The following is an 18,081-nucleotide window of genomic DNA, read 5'->3' as shown; positions in this document are numbered from 1 at the left end:
GGCAGAACTGCGAGGCTTCTCGACACTGCATCCGGGTCAGGTCAACGCCTGCTTGCTGACGGATTGCCAGCCCGTGCTCAAAGCCGCTCATGGCGTGGTTCCCCACCAGCACCGCAGCTCAGAGGATCAGTGGCCTCCAGCGCACCGGATGTCCAGTTCGCGGCACACGTCGACGGCGGGGTTGACGTAGTCGTCGGTGCTGAGGGCGCCCAACATCGCGGCGACGGTCCAACAGCCGGTACAGCCGATCCCGCCCTCGTCTCGGTCGACGCGCAGGCGAAGGAGGCCCGTTTCGACGCCGGCTCTCCGGTAGTGGGAGTTGCCGAGCGCAGCCTCCCGGGTTCACCGCAGATGCCAGGTGGGTTCAATCCTGACCAAATCGAGCACTCCCCCACCGCGGCAGAACAGACGCGGCCTGATCGCGACCCACGAGTGAACACCGCTCGACATGGATCCTCAAGCCGCAGCCACAGTGTGCGGGGTCCCACCAGCTGAAGCGCTCGGCAGCCCGCTGACGCTACTGCGCCCAACTGCCCCCGCACAAAGCGAAGTTCTACGACCAGCTCACACTGCGCGGAACATACGACCACGGAAAACGGAAGGTGCCGACCGTAACCCGGCCGGCACTTGCCCGACTCCGGGACTCATTCCCGGAGTTCAAGCGTGCAGCACTTGACGCTGCCTCCGGCCTTCAACAGCTCCGTAAGATCGGCACCGATGGGATGGTAGCCACGCTCGCGCAGCTGCCCCGCGATGCCGGTGGCTCCCCGGGGCAGTACGACGTTGCGGCCGTCGGACAGCGCGTTGAGGCCGAACACGGCGGCGTCAGCTTCCTCGGCGAGGATCGCGTCCGGGAATCGCTCGGCCAGCACTGCCCGGCTCTGCGGGGAGAACGCCCCCGGGTAGTACATGACTTCGCCGTCCTCAAGCACCGCCAGAGCCGTATCGAGGTGGTAGAACCGGGGATCGACGAGGGTCAGACTGATCACGGGACGCTCGAAGAACTCGCGCACCTCGTCATGAGCTCGCGATTCCGAGCGGAATCCGGTGCCGGCCAGGATCTCCGCGCCTGTGAAGAGAAAATCCCCCTCCCCCTCGTTGACGTACTCTGCCTGCCGTACCTCTGACCAGCTACCGCGGCTGAACCACTCCAGGTAGGCCGCGGACTCGTCCCTGCGCTGAGGATGCCGGAAGCGCGCGACGAGCGCCTTGCCGTCCACCACAAGAGCCCCGTTGGCGGCGAAGACCATGTCAGGAAGGCCCGGTGCCGGCTCGATCAGCCGTACATCGTGACCCAGACCGACGAGGATATCGAACAGCCTTTTCCACTGGGCCAGTCCGGTCTGCGTCGATGTGGGGCGATCCGGGTCCATCCACGCATTGATCGAATAGGTGACGTCGAAGTACCTGGGGCGGCACATGAGATAGTGCCGGGTCAATGCCTTTCGCTGATCGAGCGCGGTCCGTTCCGACTGCGTTTCCGTCACCTTGGCTCCCTTCGGCAGGATGAACATCGAGAATTCTGAAACCGACTCCGGAGTCCCGCGGACCGCATCCGGCCGCCTATTCGAGCTACCGGAGAGCGCGGGTCGGCCGTCGCCGTACAGCACGCGCGTGACATGTCGGCCCGCGGGCCGGCTCGATCCGGCGCAGCCGCAACAGTCCGTTCCGGCTCATCGCATTCGCTTGCTTGATCCATGCCGTTATCAGGCCGGGCCGCTGCTCACAGGAGTGTAAATCGAAAAGGTCCATTGCCATCCCGCTACCGAGGCGGTCTACAGCGTGTCCGCCGAAACGCAGCCGTGGGTGTCCCGTCAGCAGGACAACTGACTTTCTCCGCGTTCATGTTGGTGCCAGTCATGGATAGTCGACGACTGGGGTTGTCTCGCCGGCGGGACAGGGGGTGACGTCCGAACGGGTGCCGGTGCCCGACCACGGGAATGGCATGGCCGGATCGAAGCACACAAGAGCCAATTATAGTCCGGTTATTCGCTTCGCCGACAAGCGTTAGTGGCTTTTGGAGATCGACAGGTGGACGCGGATATGCCGGGCAGATGACGATTGACACCTCCCCTGCCGAACGGGCAGAGTATTCAACTGCCGAGGAACTATGGAAATGTAAATGGCCCAGGCCGCGCTGGTGTGGTTGGCCGGCGGCCCGGCCCTGCGGCTCGCTGTTGGGCGTGAGCGTCGCTTCTACACGCAGACGTGCCACTGGAATCGTGTTGTGTCCGACGCCGAACTCCAGGAGCTGGCAGACGGTACGCCGTGGCGGCTCCACGAACTCGTTCCGCACGGCAAGCACCTGGCAGACCTGAGAAGGAGCCGACGCATGAACACATTTGGCGATGGCGTTCTGGAGAAGGCTGCGGCGGAATACGCCGAGCAGGGTTTCTCCATCATCCGCAACGTCGTGCCATCGGATCTCGTGGCCGAGGCGCGTAGCCACGTTGACTGGCTTACCCGCAAGTATCCGGATCTGCGCCCCGAACACTTCCACCACCCTCTGATCCGCAACGACGCCTTCTGGGCACGCCTGGTCTCCGAACCCCGTCTGGTGGACGTCGCTGAGTTCTTCCTCGGCCCTGACGTGGCGTGCTTCACAGCTCACTACATCTGCAAGCCCCCGTACGACGGACAGCCCGTGCTGTGGCACCAGGACGGCGCGTACTGGACCCTGAGCCCGATGGAAGCGCTCACGGTGTGGCTGGCCGTCGACGAGAGCACCGCGGAGAACGGCTGCCTGCGGATGATCCCCGGTAGTCACGAACTGCCACTGCACAAACCGTCGGTTCGCACGGACGAGCCCAACATGCTGTTCTCCGCCGCCGACGAAACCCTGGTGCAGGAGTGGGTGGAGAAGCGCGGAATCGTGGCCATTGAACTCCAGCCGGGCGACGTCTCGATCCACCATCCCCATCTGCTGCACTGCTCGAAGGCGAACACCTCCGCCAAGCGACGGTGCGGCCTCGACATCGGCTACATCTCGACGGCCACGCGGCTCCACAGTGAAGGGCTGTACCTCGACCCACTGCTCGTACGCGGAGCCGACACCAACAGCCTCAACAGCTACCGCCCGTTCCCCGCTTACCTGGACGGCGAGACGATTCCCTTCGCCGGACAGGGCGAGTGGGGCGACAAAGTGGCCCGGCTCAACGAGGCGCTGCCGCCGCGTTCACGGGACCTTCCCGACGAGACCCCGATCGAGACCACTCGGTACATGATCGACCGTCTGCGCGAAGGCACCGTGAAACGCTGATACGGCAGGGCGTTGAACGCCTCGTACGCATACGGGCGCCCCCGAACACGATGGTTCGGGGGCGCCCGTATGCGTCGCCGGGTCCGGTCATCACAAGCGCACTGGAAACTTGGAGAACAGCCGAGCACCGCCGGGGATGAGCTCGCGGTACCTCAACTCACGGCTCGCTACCGCGAGTTCCAGAGTGTCGTGCTTGAGGAAGAGGTGGTCGATGGCTATCTCGCCCTCCAGTTCGGCGAGCGCCGCGCCGATGCAGCGGTGCGGGCCGGCACCGAAGGCGAGGTGGCCCTCCCCACGCTTCAACACCCGGTCCACCTGGCACCGTTCGGGCGCGGCGAAGACACGCGGGTCGTAGTTGACGGACTGGAGGGAACCCGTCACAGCGTCCCCCTTACAGATCGGGACGCCGGCGACCTCCATGTCCTCGCTCGCGTACCGCGGTCCGGCGCTCGGGATGGGGTTCGCGATCCGCATCAACTCGTTGATGGCGTGCGGCAGTGCCTCCGGCCTCGCGCGCAACAGCGCCAGCTGATCCGGATTGTCGAGGAGTGTGAGAACCGCGTTGGGGATGAAGTGAGCCGTGGAGTGATATCCGCCGTTGACGAGTACACCCACCATCGAGATGATCTCGTCCTCACTGAGGCGGTCACCGTCCTCGTCCATCGTCTGCACCAGGGTGGAGATCATGTCGTCCGCGGGCTCGGCCCTGCGTCGCTCGATGAGCTTCTTGGTGTAGTCGAACAGGCTCAGGGCGCTCGTGGTGAAGTCGCGGTCGATGTTGGCGTACTCGTCCATCCACTGCCGTATCTGCGGCTGGTCCTCCTCGTCGATGCCGACCAGTTCGCAGATGACGGCACCGGTCAACGGAGTGGCGTACTCCCGGAGGAGGTCTCCCGACCCCTTCTTGGCGAAGGCGTCGAGGAGCCGGGCCGAGACCTCCTCGATGCGCGGCCGCAATGCCTTGATGCGCCGGACGGAGAACGCGGGCGCCACGAGGCGACGCAGCCGCGAATGGACCGGACCGTCCTGGAGCATCAGGTTGGAGGTGAAGTAGCGCAGGAGCTCGTCCGGCACGTCGAGCGACGCGAGCGCCTGGTCCGCGATGCTCGGCCCCTCTTGGCCCGGCACATTGCTGATGTTCGTCACGAGCCGCGGGTCGCTCCACGCCGCCTTGAACTCTTCACTGCGCGTGATCAGCCAGACCGGCGGCCCGCCGGGAAATCCGATACGGACGAGCGGGCCCTGCTCCCGCAGGCGCCCGAAGGCGCCGACGGGGTCGTCCTCGAATTCGGGGTTCAGCAGGCTAACGATTGGTTCAGCCATGTTCGTCGTCTCCTTGACGTCCGCGACCGAAGGCGGATTCCGCCTCGATCAGGTCCAGTACCTCCCGGGCGTGATCGACGAGGTACATGTGATCGCCCGGGAACTCCGTATAGCTGAAGTCACCCGTGGTCGCGCTCCGCCATTCCTGCGCCTGCTCCGCGCCGACCAGGCCGTCGGAGCCGCCTCGGATCGAGCAGATCGGCACCGACACCCTTTCGTCGGTGCTCGGAACGTAGTTCTCGTGCATTTCGCAGTCGGCCTGCAGCACGGGCAGAATCAGTTCACGCATCTCCGGGTGATCGAGGGCCTCGTGTCTGAATCCCGCGAACTCCTCGACCCGGGCGAGGAACTCCTCGTCCGGAAGTCCGGTGGCCCGCCGCTCCCGTTGGGTCCACGGTCCCGGCGAGCCGCTGACAACCAGCCGGTCGATTCGCACGTCGCGCGTGCTCAGCAGATGCACCAGCTCGTACGCGAGCACGGCGCCTAGGCTGTGCCCGAACAGCACGGTCCGGGTCCCTTCGCCGAGGTCCGCGACCACGTCGTCGACGGAGTTCTTGGCCGCTTCGACGACATTTCGGTACGGCGTCTCCATGATCCGCCGCTCCCGGCCGGGAAGTTCGACCGGGACCAGCCGCCAGCGGCCGGCGGACAGCGCCCGCCACGGGTGGAAGAACGAGGGCCCCGCTCCCGCGAACGGGACGCACAGCAGTGCGGGCCGCTCGCGGTCTTGCGAAGACATGCCGGGGCGGGACACGGCGGCCGCCCCCGTCACCGCGCCAGCCTGCGGGCGATGACCTTCATGATCTGGCCCGCGGGTTTCGGCATGTGCAGGTCGTGGTGGGTGGCGTCCACGTCGTACTCCTCGATGGAGCCGAGGACGTGCGGCGGCCAGTGCGGAGCCCACGACCCCTCTTCGTCCTTGTCCAGCTTCGCGTTGAAGAACAGCATGTCGCCGCTGTAGACCGGCGAGTCGAAGTGCTCCATCTTGGAGAGGTTGTTGGCCCCCACCTTCGACATGGTGTCCAGGAAGAGGTCCATGTTGTCGGTGTTCATGAACTGGCCGAAGACTTCCTCGACTTCCTTCCGGTACACCGCCGGCACCGTGCCCGTCAGGTTCCTGAAACCGCTCGCCGGCTTGGAGTCCAGGATCGCCAGGATGTCGACCTCGTGCCCGCGCTGTTCCAGCTCCACCGCGACGGCGTGCGCGAGCGGGCCGCCGTAGGACCAGCCGACCAGGTTGTAGGGACCTTCCGGCTGGACTTCGAGGATCTGGGTGAGGTAGTCGTCGATCATCTCCTCCACCGATCCCGCCAGTTGGTCCGTGCCGCCGGAGCCGCGGGACTGCAGGGCGTAGGCCGGCCGGTCCGGCACGTACGGCGCGAAGGTGAAGAAGGCCCAGCCAAGTCCGCCTCCTCCGTGGAAGAACCACACCGGGGGCTTCCCCGTGCCGGGGTCCCGGTTCAACGGCAGGACGACCGCGAAGGAGTCGATGTGTTCGTCCGGGATGCCGCCGATGAGCACCAGCGAGGCCAGCTCGGCCACCGTGGGGTAGCGGACGATCGTCCGGACCGGCATGTCGACGTCGAACTGCTTGCGGATGCGGGCGCTGAGCCGGGTCGCCAGGAGCGAGTGTCCGCCGAGCACGAAGAAGTCGTCGTCGATACCGACCTTCTCCACACCGAGCAGCTCGCTGAAGAGGGAACACAGCTTCTCCTCATGGGAGTTGCGCGGCTCACCGCTGTTCGTGGTGGTCGTGGACTCCGATGGCAGCGCGCGCCGGTCGAGCTTGCCGGCCGGGGTCAGCGGAAGCTCCGGAAGGGGCACCACCGCGGCCGGGACCATGTAGTCGGGCAGCCGCCCACGCAGGTACTCGGGCAGCTCGACCGTGAGCGGGCCGATCGTCTTGGCGAGAGCCGGGGCGTTGGCCCGGGTCCGGCCGGCCACGCCGCTGGGGACGAATCCCCCGGAGACGGTCCGCCGCTCGGGCAGGAGCACCACGTCGAAGCCCTGAACGGTCTCGCCCGACCAGGTGAGGACGGCGTCCAGGCCATGCTCCCGCGCCCAGTCGGCGAGGTCCTGCGGATCGAGCGGCCGGCCGACGGGGACGGCCCCGCTCAGCACACCGGCCGCCGTGGCCGCGGCGGCCTCCTCCGTCAGGCGTGCGTTGGGTATCCCGGTCACCCGCACCGGGCCGCCGGTCCGGGCCGCGAGGTCACCCAGGCCTGCCAGGTCGGTCACCTCCCGGCCCCACGCGGCCGCGGGCACGCCGGTCAGGTCGAGTGGGTCGGCCGACTCCTTGTGCAGGACGACCTCGTAGCGGTGCCGGGTCAGTTCGTTGTGCACCCGGCCCGGCTTCAGCCGGATGTCGACGCCGACGGAGTGGTCCGCCGCCCACTGCGCGAACCACTCCGGAGCGACCACCAACTCCCGTTCACCGAGCAGCGCCTGCTCCACCATGGCCCGCAGTTCCTCGGGCGAGGCATGCGGTCGTGCCGCGCGCTGCACCGCGGTCAGCAGCAGCCGGAGGGTCGCGGCGTTGCGGACGTCACCGACGATCAACCGGCCGCCGGGCGCGAGGAGTTCCATGGCCTCGCTCAGTACGCGATCCAGGTGGTCGACGCTGGGAAAGTACTGTGCCACGGCGTTGAGCACCACCGTGTCGAACCCGGCGCGGGGCAGCCCGGAGACGTCCTCGGCGGCCTGGACGCTCAGCCTGACCCGTTCGCCGAGGCCGGCCTGCTCGGCCTGCTCCCGGACGCGGTCCACCACCGTGGCCGAGATGTCGGTGGCCCAGTACTCCTCGACCTCGCCGGCGATCCTCGCCAGCAGCAGACCCGCGCCGGCCCCGATCTCCAGCACCCGTCCCGGTGCGAAGTCCAGCACCTGCGCCACTGCGGTGTCGCGCCACTCCCGCATCTGCTCACGCGGGATCGGCTCGCCGTCGTAGGCCGACTTCCAGAGGTGGAAGTCCTCGCCCCACGGCTCGTGGGCGGAGTCGGCGTACGTCTCCTCGTGGACCCGGCGCCATTCGTCGACCTGGACGCCCTCGTCGGCGACGGCGGCCTCCGGGTCGGGCACCACGTAGGCCACCAGGCGTTTGTCGCCCTGCTGGTTCTCGCGCACCACGACCGCCGCCTGCGCCACAGCTGGATGCTCGGTCAACACGTGCTCGATCTCGCCCAGTTCGATGCGGAGCCCGCGGACCTTGACCTGGAAGTCGGTGCGGCCGAGGTACTCGACCTGGCTGTCCTTGTTCCAGCGCACCAGGTCCCCGGTGCGGTACATCCGGGCGCCGGGCGCGCCGTAGGGGGAGGCGACGAACCGCTCGGCGGTCAGCGCGGTCTGCCCGATGTAGCCGCGCGCCAGGCAGGCGCCGGCCAGGTACAGCTCGCCGGTGACTCCCTGCGGGACGGGGCGCAGCGCCTCGTCCAGGACGTACACCTGGGTGTTCCAGATCGGTGCGCCGATCGGCACGGTGTCCGCGCCCGGTACGTGCTGCCATCCGGTGACCTCGACGGTGGCCTCGGTTGGGCCGTAGAGGTTGTGCGCGCCGCAGCCCGGCAGGAGTTCGACGAACCTGTTGGCCAGTGCGGCCGGGAACGCCTCGGCCGCGACCTCGATCCAGCGCAGGGTGGTGCACTTGCGCGCCGCTGGTTCGGCGACGAACTCCGTCAGCAGGGAGGGTACGAAGTCGGCGCCGGTCACCCGCTCCCGTGCGATCAACTCGGCCAGGTAGGCGGGGTCCTTGCGTCCGTCCGGGCGGGCGACGACGACCGCGGCACCCACCTGCATGTTGGCGAACAGCTCCGGCACCGACGCGTCGAAACTCGCCGAGGTGCTCAGCAGCATCCGGTCCTCGACCGTGACATCGAAGTGGGCCAGGCCCCACTGCACCCGGTTCATGATCGACCGGTGCGACACCGGCACGCCCTTGGGGCCGCCGGTGGATCCGGAGGTGTAGATGACGTACGCGACGTTGTCCGGCGCCAGCACACGCTCCGGGTCGGTCTCCGGGTAGCCGGACACATCGGGAAGCTCGTCGTCGAGCACCAGCAGCGGTTTCGCGCTGTCCACCACCTGCCGCACCCGGTCCTCGGGCAGTTCGGGGTCGACGGGTATGTAGGCCGCGCCCGCCTTGACCACTGCGTAGACGGCGACCATCAGGTCGACGGAACGGGGAATGCGCACCACGACCAACTGCTCGGGGCCCGCGCCCTGTTCGAGCAGCCAATGGGCCAGTCGGTTGGCGCGCCGGTTGAACTCGCCGTAGGTCAGCGTCTCCCGCTCGGCGATCACCGCGATGCGCTCGGGGTCGCGCGCGACCTGTGCCTCGAACGCCTCCGGCAGGGTCACCGCGTCCACCGCGTGAACCGTGTCGTTGACACCCCGCAGGAGCCACTCCCGCTCCGCCGCCGACACCGCCTCGATCGCGCCGACCGGCGACAGCGGGGCGGCGACCAACTGCTCCAGCACCCGCGCGAACCGGGCGGCGATCGCCTCGACCGTGTCGCGGTCGAAGAGCTGGGTCGCGTACATGAGGTCGCCCTGGAGCGCCCCCGACTCGTCCATGGTCATGCTGAAGAAGAGGTCGAACATGGCGGCCGACACGAGGTGTTGCTCGAACTCGACCTTGAGTCCGGGGAGTTCGAAGTCCTGCTTCGTGAAGTTCTGCCAGGCGAACGTCACTTGGAACAGTGGCTGGTAGGCCGCGGAGCGGTCGGGGTTGATCAGCTCGACCAACATCTCGAACGGCACGTCCTGGTGCTCGTAGGCGGCCAGCGCCTTGTCCCGCACCTGGGCGAGCAGATCGGCGTACGACGGATCGCCGGAGAGGTCGACCCGTAGCACCTGGGTGTTGACGAAGACCCCGACCAGGTCGGCGAGCGCTTCGTCGGTACGCCCGGCGATCGGGTTGCCGATGGTCACGTCCTCCTCGGCGCCGAGCTTGCGCAGCAGCACCGCGAGAGCGGTCTGGAGGACCATCGACATGGTCATGCCGCGTTCGTCGGCCAGCTTCTGGAGCCCGGCCGCCACCTCGGCCTTCACCGCAAAGCCGACCGTGTCGCCCTCAAGACTCCGTTCCGCGGGCCGCGGGCGGTCCAGCGGCAGGCTCAGTGGCTGCGGCACCCCGTCGAGTTCCTCGCGCCAGTACGCGGTCTGCCGCGCGGCCAGACTGTCCGGGTCGGCCGGGTCGCCGAGCAGCGCGCGCTGCCACAGCGTGTAGTCCTTGTACTGCACGGGCAGGGGTTCCCACTCCGGCGCCCGGCCGTCCCGGCGGGCGGTGTAGGCGGTGGTCAGGTCCCGTGCCAGCGGCGCACCCGAGACGCCGTCCGAGGCGATGTGGTGGATCACCAGGACAAGGAGGTGTTCCTGGGGGGCGCAGCGGAACAGGCTTGCCCGCAGCGGGAGTTCGGTCGACAGGTCGTAGTGGTGGGCGATGGCCTCGTCGACCGCGCCGGGCAGCTTGTCGGGCGCCACGTCGACCACCGGCACCTGCACGGACACCTCCGCCGCCGGCAGGATCCGCTGATGGGGCTCGTCGTCCTCGTCGGTCACGTAGACGGTGCGCAGGATCTCGTGCCGGGCGACCACGTCGCGGATCGCCGCGACGAGGGCGGCCTCGTCCAGTGGTCCGGTCAGCCGGAACGTCGGGGATATGTTGTAGGTCTCCGCCCCCCTCTCCAGTTGGTTCGTAACCCACATACGGCGTTGTGCGTACGACAGCGGAATCACCGGGTCACTCCTCTACGATCATCTTGCGCAGGCTGGGACGAAGGGGAACAGCGGATTCCTCCGACCACGCGGCGAGCGCGGAGACGGTCGGCAGGTCGAAGATCTTGCGGATGGGTATCTCTATCTCCAGCTCGGCGCGGGCGCGGGTGATCAGCCGGGTGGCGAGCAGGGAGTGCCCGCCGAGCGCGAAGAAGCCGTCGTCGACACCGATCCGGTCCACGCCGAGGACCTCGGCGAACAGCTTGGCCAGGGCCTTCTCGCGGGCGGTGACGGGTGCCCGGAAGGGCGTGGTGGGGGTGAGGTCGGGGGTGGGCAGGGCCTTGTGGTCGAGCTTGCCGTTGGGTGACAGCGGCAGCCGGTCGAGCGGGATGTAGGCGGCGGGCACCATGTAGTCGGGCAGCCGGTCGGCCAGGTGGTCGGCGATGTCGGCCGGGTTCGGTGCGCTCTCGCCGTCGGCGGGGACGAGGTAGGCGGCCAGGTAGCGGGTGTCGCCGGCCTGGCGGGCCACGACGGCGGCCTGGGCGATGTGGGGATGGTCCGTCAGGGCGGCTTCGACCTCGCCGGGTTCGACGCGATAGCCGCGGATCTTGACCTGGGTGTCGATGCGGCCCAGGTGGTGCAGTTCGCCGTCGGGGGTGAGGCTCGCGAGGTCGCCGGTGCGGTACATGCGGGTGCCGGGAGGGCCGTAGGGGTCGGCTACGAAGCGGTCGGCGGTCAGGGCGGGTTGCCCCTGGTAGCCGCGCCCGGCGCCGGCCAGGTAGAGCTCGCCCGGTGTGCCGGGGGGCAGCAGTGTCAGGCCGGGGCCGAGGACGTAGGCGCGCACGCGGGGGAAGGGACGGCCGATGGGCACGTCGGGGGCGTAGGGCCGGTCGGGGTCCAGGAGGTGGGCGGTGGCGTAGAAGGTCTCGCTGGGGCCGTAGCTGTTGATGACGCGGGCCTGTGGCCAGAGGGTGCGCACCCGGTTCGCGAGGGCCGGGGTGAGCACTTCGCCGGAGATGTTCAGTGCCGTGGGCCGGATGCGGTCGTGGAGTTGGTCGACGAGTTCCGCGAAGGCCGAGGGCACCGAGCAGATGACGTCGACGTCCCAGGTGTCGCGTTCGGCCAGTTCCAGTACGTCGCGGACGATCTCGACGCTGCCGCCTGTGGTGAGCGCGGAGAACAGTTCGAAGGTGGCGACGTCGAAGCCGAACGAGGCGGCGAGCAGGACCCGTCGGCCGGATTCCATGCCGGCGTGTGCGGCCAGGGCGTCCACGGCGTCGACGACGGTGGCGTGGGTGACGCTCACGCCTTTGGGCACGCCGGTGGAGCCGGAGGTGTAGACGACGTAGGCGAGGTTCTCGGGGCGGGCCGTCGGGCGCGGCCCGGTGTCCTGGGGGGCGGCCCGGAGGTCGAGGTCGTCGAGGACGAGGACGGGGATGTCGGTGTCGGGGACGAGTGCGCGGGTGTCGGCGGCGGCCAGCACCAGGTGCGGACGGGCGACGGGGAGGATGCGCGGGAGGCGGGCGCGGGCGTAGGCGGGGTCGACGGGCAGATAGGCTCCGCCGGCCTTGAGGATGCCCAGGAGTGCCACCGTCATGGTCGCGGTGCGGGGCAGGACCACGCTCACCACGGTCTCCGGGCCCACCCCGTGCGCGACCAGTTCGACCGCGAGCCGTTCGGCGCGGGCGTCCAGTTCGGCGTACGTGAGGGACTCGCCGTCGGCGACCACGGCGATGGCGTCGGGGGTACGCGCCGTCTGTGCCTCGACCCGTGCGGTGATCGTGACGTCTGCGGTCGGGACGCGCCGGTCGGTGGCGTCGGCCAGGATCCGCTCGCGTTCGGCCGGTTCCAGGACGTCGAGTCCCGCGACCTTAAGCTCCGGGTCGGCGGCCAGTTGCCGCAGGACGCGCACGAGACGGGCCGCGTACGTCTCCACGGTGTCGCGGTCGAAGGCGCCGGGCGTGTACTGGAGGATCAGTTCGAGGTGCGGGTCGACCGCCGCCGCCAGACACAGGGGGTAGTGGTTGCCGGCGGACGGGCGGAAGCCGGTGAAGGTGATCCCGTCCGCGGCGTCGCTGGCCGCGCTGAGGCCCTCCCGGTCGATCGGGTACGACTCGAAGACGACCAGGGTGTCGAAGAGGGACTGGAGTCCGGCCGCCTGCTGGATCTCCGCGAGCCCGTAGTAGTAGTGGTCCGCGAGGGCGGCCTGTCGGCTCTGGAGTCCGGTGAGGACCTCGGCGACGGTGTCGCCGGGCGCGTAAGTGACACGTACGGGAACGGTGTTGATGAACATTCCGACCGTCGACTCGACATCCGCCACCGCGGGCGGGCGTCCGGAGACGGTGGCGCCGAAGACCACGTCCTCGCGGCCGGTGAGCCGACCGAGCAGCAGTGCCCAGGCGCCTTGGATCAGGGTGTTGACGGTGATGCCCAACTCGGCGGCACGGCGGCGGAGTTGGTGCGTCTCCTCGGGCGGGAACGTGATGTCGACCTGGTCGCGGTCCTCGGCGTCCGTGCCCGCGGAGTCGGGGGCGAGCAGGGTCGGTCCCTCGATCCCTTCGAGTGCGGCCGCCCATACCCGTCCGGACTCCTCGTGGTCCTGGCGGGCGAGCCAGGACAGGAAGTCGCCGTAGTCGCGGGTGGCGGGCAGGTCGGCCGGGTCACCGCCGGAGGCGTAGAGCAGGAGCAGGTCCCGCATCAGCAGAGGCGTGGACCAGCCGTCGAAGAGCATGTGGTGGGCGGTCAGGACGAGTTCGGGCCGTCCGGGTGCGAGGACGACGAGTGCCAGCCGGAACAGTGGTGGGGTGGCCGCGTCGAAGTGGGCGGCGCGGTCCTGCGCCAGGAACCGCTCGAAGGCCTCGGTACGCTCCGGCTCCGCCAGCACGGTCAGGTCGAGGTACTGCCACGGCAGGGTCACCGCCTCCGGCACGACCTGGACGACATCGCCGTCCGCCCGGTCGACGAACGCCGCGCGGAGGCTTGCGTAACGCCCCACCAGCGCCTGTCCGGCCCGGCGCATCCGTTCCGGGTCGACCTCTCGGGAGAGCTGGAACGCCAGCTGCACGTGGTAGGGGTCGTACGACGACGCTCCGGCCAGCAGGGTATGAAAGTGGATCCCGGACTGCGCCGGGGTCGCCGGCCACACCTTGGACAGTTTGCCGAAGCGGGCCTCCCAGGCGTCGATCTCGTCCTGGTCGACGTCGACCAGCGGGGCGTCGGTCGGGGTCAGGCCACCGGCTTCGGGGGCGAGGGTGTGCCGGGCCAGGGCGGTCAGCGCCTGGACCCACAGTGCGGCCAGCTCGCTCACCTCGTCGTGGGCAAGCAGCCCGGTCGGGAAGCCGAAGTACGCGGTGAGTTCGTCGCCGTCGGGGCCCGCGGCGGCCACCGCGTTGATCTCCAGCGCCGACTCCACCGGCATGTCCGCGTCCGGCGCGGCAATCAGGTCCCGGTGCGTGGTGTCGGGGGCCCAGCCCAGGCCGCGCAGTGCCTCGGGGATGTCCGCGCCGGAGGACCTGCCGAGGTAGTTGAATCCGATCTGCGGTTCCGGGAGTTGGGCCAGTCGGGCCGCGGTCTCCGGGTTGAGGTGGCGCAGCAGGCCGTAGCCGATGCCGTTGTGGGGGACCGCCCGTAGCTGCTCCTTGACCGCCTTGATCGCCCGGCCGGCGGCCGGGCCGCCCGCGAACGCGTCCGCCTCGTCGATGCCGGCCAGGTCCAGGCGCACCGGGAACATCGCGGTGAACCATCCGATCGTGCCGGACAGATCCGCGCCGGGTGCCAACTGCTCGTCCCTGCCGTGTCCTTCGAGCCTCACCAGCGTCGAGGTGGCGGACACGCCCCGTGTCCGGCGCCAGCGGGTCAGGGCGAGGGCCAGTCCGGTCAGCAGTCCGTCGTCGACACTGCCGCGGAAGACCGCGGGCACCGTGTTCAGCAGCGTTTCGGTGACATCGGCGGGCAGGTGGACGCGCACGGTCTCGGCGGTGGCCGCGACATCGCGCGTCCGGTCCAGCTCTCGTGCTCCCAGTGCGGGCTCGTCCTCGCGCAGGATCCGCATCCACACGGGGAGTTCGGCCACCCGCTCCGGGGCCGTGGCCTCGTCGGCCAGGGCGTGTGTCCATCGGCGCAACGAGGTGCCCACGCCTTGCAGAGCCGGGGTGCGGCCGTCCCGTACCTGTTGCCAGGCAGACACCAGGTCCGGTACCAGGATCCGCCAGGACACGCCGTCCATGGCGAGGTGGTGCAGGACGATCAACAGGCGGTTCTCGCCCCCATGGGAGGTGAACCACACGAACTGCGCCATGACACCCGCGTCCGGGGCCAGTCGGCCGGCGGCCGCGTCCAGTTCGGCGTTCGGGTCGGCGTCGCTGTAGGGGACCTGCCGTAGCAGGGTGTCGGCGTCGATGCTGCCGGGCGGCTCCGTCCACAGGCCCGGCCGTGCCCGGTCGAGCCGGGAGCGCAGGGCATCGTGCTGGTCCAGGACGGCTTGCAGGGTCGCGACCAGTCCCGCACGGTCGATGCCGTCGGGCAGGGTCAGCATCGCGGACATGCAGAACCGGTCGATGCCACCGCCGCGTGCCAGGACGTGGGCCGCTGTCGGCGGCAGCGGAGCCCAGCCGATGCCGCCGCCCGGCAGTTCGGCCAGGGTCGGGCGTTCCTCGTCCGCCCGTTCGTCCACCAGTTCCGCGAGCCGGGCGATCGTCCGGTGTTCGAAGATCTCCCGGGTGCTGACCACGATGCCGCGTGCCTTGGCCCGGGCGACGACCTGGATGGAGCGGATGCTGTCCCCGCCGCCGACGAAGAAGTCGTCGTCGACGCCGACCTGTTGGGCGTCAAGGACATCGGAGTACACCTCGGCCAGGACCCGCTCCGTCTCGCTGCGCGGCGCCCGGTACTCGACACCGGCGAACTCGGGCTCGGGCAGCGCGGCCCGGTCCAGCTTTCCGGTCACGGTCCGCGGCAGCCGGTCCAGGATCACGAGCAGGGTGGGCACCATGTAGTCCGGCATCCGCTCGGCCACGAAGCGCCGCAACTCCGGCACCGACACAGGGGCCTGCGCGTCGGCCGCGGGCGTCACATAGCCGACGAGTCGGGTGGTACCGGTGTGGTGGTCCTCCCATGCCGTGACGACGGCCTCGCCGACCGCGGGATGCCGGGCCAGGACGATCTCGATCTCGGTCGGCTCGACCCGGATGCCGTTCACCTTGACCTGGGTGTCGGCCCGTCCCTCGTAGCGCAGTTGACCGTTCCGGTCCCACTGGGCCAGGTCGCCGCTGCGGTACATACGGGCACCGGCCGGGCCGAAGGGGCAGGCGACGAACCGCTCGGCGGTCGCTCCGCCGCTGCCGTAGTAGCCGCGGGCGAGCGGGCCGGCGACGTACAGTTCGCCGATCACGCCGGGTGGGACCGGGGTCAGTTCCGGTCCCAGAATGTAGGTGCGCATGTTGGCGAGCGGGCGGCCGATCGGTGTCACGCCGGTCTCGGCCGAGCGCTGCGGGACCGGGAAGGCGGAGACGTAGAAGCTCTCGGTCTGGCCGTAGGCGTGGACGACCCGGACGTCCGGGAGGGCTTGGCGGACCTGGTGGATGACATCGCCCGTGAGGGGGTCGCCGCCGAGGATCGCGGTGCTCAGGTCGAGCTTCAGAGCGCCCGGCTCCTTGGCGAGGACGGGGCCGAGGAGTGCGGTGAACACCGAGGGCACGGCACAGATGGTGGTACCGGACCAGCTGTCGCGTTCGGCGAGTTCGAGTGCGTCGCGGACGATCTCGACGGTGGCCCCGGCCGCGAGCGCGGTGAAGATCTCGAACACGGAGACGTCGAAGTTGACCGAGGTCGCGGCGAGCATGCGGGATCCCGCCTCGACCTGGGCGATCTGCCGTGAGTGCCAGACCCCGTTGGCCACAGTGGCGTGGGTCATGGCGACGCCCTTGGGTCTGCCCGTGGAGCCGGAGGTGTACATCACGTACGCCAGATGGTCCGGCTCGACACGGATGTCGGAGGCTGCGACCAGGGGGGCGTCGGCGTCGTCGAGACGCAGGTCGTCGAGGCGCAGTACAGGCGGTCGGCACTCCGGAAGTACCGCCGCCACCTGATCGTTGGTCAGCACCAGGACGGGATCGGCCGTGTTGAGCAGAAGGTCGACTCGCGCGGCCGGATGATCGGGATCGATCGGCAGATAGGCGCCGCCGGCCATGAGCACGCCCAGCTGAGCGACCACCAGGTCCGCGGACCGCGGCAACGCCACGGCCACCAGCATGTCCGGCCCGACTCCGCGGTTCCGCAGCACCGCGGCCAGTCGGCCGGAGCGGGCGGTCAACTCCCCGTAGGACAGCTCGCTTTGGCCGGCCACCACCGCTGTCGCACCCGGTGTGCGCAGTGCCTGGGCGGTGACGAGTTCCGTCAGTGTCGCCCCGCGCGCCGGTGCCTCGGTCTCGTTCAGCCGTGACAGCCAGTCCTGTTCAGCCTCACTGCGCACATCCACCGCACCCAGCCGCGTGCCGGGATCGGCGACCACCTGCCGGAGCACGCGCACATAGCGTTCGGCGATGCTCTCGGCCGTGGTGGGGTCGAACAGTTCCGTCGCGTACTCCAACTGCCCGAAGGCACGCCCGGATCCGTCCGGAATGATGTTGAAGAACAGGTCGAACCTCGCGGTGTCGGTGCCCGCCGGGACGGGGGTGACCCGCAGGTCCGGCATCTCGATCCCCTGCCACACGAACTGCCAGGCCAGCATCACCTGGAAGAGCGGGGAGTACGACACGGAGCGTTCCGGGTTGAGCATGCCGACCAGGCGCTCGAAGGGGACGTCCTGGTTGTCGTACGCGGCGAGGGCCTTGTCCCGCACCTGGTCCAGCAGATCGCCGAACGACGGGTTCTTCGACAGGTCGGCGCGCAGCACCCAGGTGTTGGCGAAGAACCCGATCAGATCGTCGAGTTGCTCGTCCGCGCGTCCCTCGATCGGGCTGCCGATCGTCAGGTCGTGACCGGCACCGAGGTGGTGCAGCAGCACCGCGAGCGCGGCCTGGGCGACCATCGGCGGTGTGGCACCGCGGTCGGCGGCCAACTTGCCGAGCCCGGCAAGCAGTTCGGGTTCCAGCTCGAACGAGACATAGCCGCCGTGATGCCCGGCGGGTGTCGGCCGCGGCCGGTCCAGCGGCAGCTGCACGGGCTGCGGCACCCCGGCCAATTCCGCGCGCCAGTAGTCCAGTTGAGCCGCGGAGATGCTGCCGGGGTCCGCTTCGTCACCCAGCAGCTGGCGCTGCCACAGCGTGTAGTCCTTGTACTGCACCGGGAGCGGTGTCCAGTCCGGTGCGCTGTGCCGATGACGGGCCGAGTACGCGGACACCAGATCGCGGAGGAAAGGTGCCATCGACGCCCCGTCCGCGGCGATGTGGTGGAACACGAACACCACCACGTGCTCCTGCGGACCGAGGCGGAGCACGGCCGCGCGAAAGGGCGGCTCCCGGTCCAGGTCGAAGCCCTCGCAGGCGATCTCGTGCGTCACCGCGTCCACCGTGCCCGTGCCCACATCGATGACCCGGAACGGGACGGGGGCCTCTTCCGGCGACAGGACCCGCTGCTCCGGGGTGCCGTCGGCGTCCTCCACGAACACGGTGCGCAGACTCTCGTGCCGGGTCGCGACATCCCGCACCGCCGCGGCCAGAGCCGCGATGTCCAGCGTCCCCTCCAGGCGCAGCACGAACGGGATGTTGTAGGTCGGGGACGGGCCTTCCAGACGGTAGAGAAACCACAGCCGGCGTTGGGCGAAGGACAACGGGATCATCGACGCTTCT

6 protein-coding genes are annotated in these 18,081 nt (G+C 69.3%); 1 reads left to right on the top strand and 5 read right to left on the bottom strand.

Annotated elements, in window-relative coordinates; all coding sequences use genetic code 11:
• Positions 1–644: 644 nt before the first annotated feature.
• Positions 645–1,514, bottom strand: coding sequence for a dimethylargininase (gene ddaH / locus OG223_RS47090; protein ID WP_443073805.1), 870 nt, complete (start codon positions 1,512–1,514; stop codon positions 645–647).
• A 608-nt stretch (positions 1,515–2,122) separates the two neighbouring features.
• On the opposite strand from ddaH, the gene OG223_RS47085 reads away from it, so the two are divergent.
• Complete coding sequence (locus OG223_RS47085) at positions 2,123–3,259, top strand: phytanoyl-CoA dioxygenase family protein (protein ID WP_329263164.1); 1,137 nt, start codon at positions 2,123–2,125, stop codon at positions 3,257–3,259.
• A 90-nt stretch (positions 3,260–3,349) separates the two neighbouring features.
• Here the strand turns inward: OG223_RS47085 and OG223_RS47080 are convergent, their stop codons facing one another.
• Genes OG223_RS47080 through OG223_RS47065 form a run of 4 tightly spaced genes read right to left on the bottom strand, consistent with a single transcriptional unit; the run spans position 3,350 to position 18,071 of the window.
• On the bottom strand, positions 3,350–4,582 hold the full coding sequence (locus tag OG223_RS47080; RefSeq protein ID WP_329263162.1) for a cytochrome P450 family protein: 1,233 nt from the start codon (positions 4,580–4,582) through the stop codon (positions 3,350–3,352).
• Positions 4,575–5,321, bottom strand: a complete 747-nt coding sequence (locus OG223_RS47075; RefSeq protein WP_329263159.1) for a thioesterase II family protein — start codon at positions 5,319–5,321, stop codon at positions 4,575–4,577. The genes OG223_RS47080 and OG223_RS47075 overlap by 8 nt, the downstream gene beginning before the upstream one ends.
• Before the next feature lie 29 nt (positions 5,322–5,350).
• Positions 5,351–10,315: a non-ribosomal peptide synthetase gene (locus OG223_RS47070; protein WP_329263155.1), complete on the bottom strand. Its 4,965-nt coding sequence runs from the start codon at positions 10,313–10,315 to the stop codon at positions 5,351–5,353.
• 4 nt (positions 10,316–10,319) lie between these two features.
• Positions 10,320–18,071 carry a non-ribosomal peptide synthetase gene (locus tag OG223_RS47065; protein WP_329263152.1) on the bottom strand — a complete coding sequence of 2,584 codons (7,752 nt, stop codon included), beginning with the start codon at positions 18,069–18,071 and terminating at the stop codon, positions 10,320–10,322.
• Positions 18,072–18,081: the final 10 nt, after the last annotated feature.

Source organism: Streptomyces sp. NBC_01478 (assembly GCF_036227225.1).
Lineage (GTDB): Bacteria > Actinomycetota > Actinomycetes > Streptomycetales > Streptomycetaceae > Streptomyces.
The sequence above is the reverse complement of the archived record's forward strand: the minus strand, read 5'-3'. Positions and strand labels throughout refer to the sequence as shown.

Bases quoted from the DNA above. Each gene is read 5' to 3' on its own strand.
- OG223_RS47080 (WP_329263162.1), bottom strand. From the start codon at position 4,582: ATGGCTGAACCAATCGTTAGCCTGCTGAACCCCGAATTCGAGGACGAC.
- OG223_RS47075 (WP_329263159.1), bottom strand. From the start codon at position 5,321: ATGTCTTCGCAAGACCGCGAGCGGCCCGCACTGCTGTGCGTCCCGTTC.
- ddaH (WP_443073805.1), bottom strand. From the start codon at position 1,514: ATGTTCATCCTGCCGAAGGGAGCCAAGGTGACGGAAACGCAGTCGGAA.
- OG223_RS47085 (WP_329263164.1), top strand. From the start codon at position 2,123: ATGGCCCAGGCCGCGCTGGTGTGGTTGGCCGGCGGCCCGGCCCTGCGG.
- OG223_RS47065 (WP_329263152.1), bottom strand. From the start codon at position 18,071: ATGATCCCGTTGTCCTTCGCCCAACGCCGGCTGTGGTTTCTCTACCGT.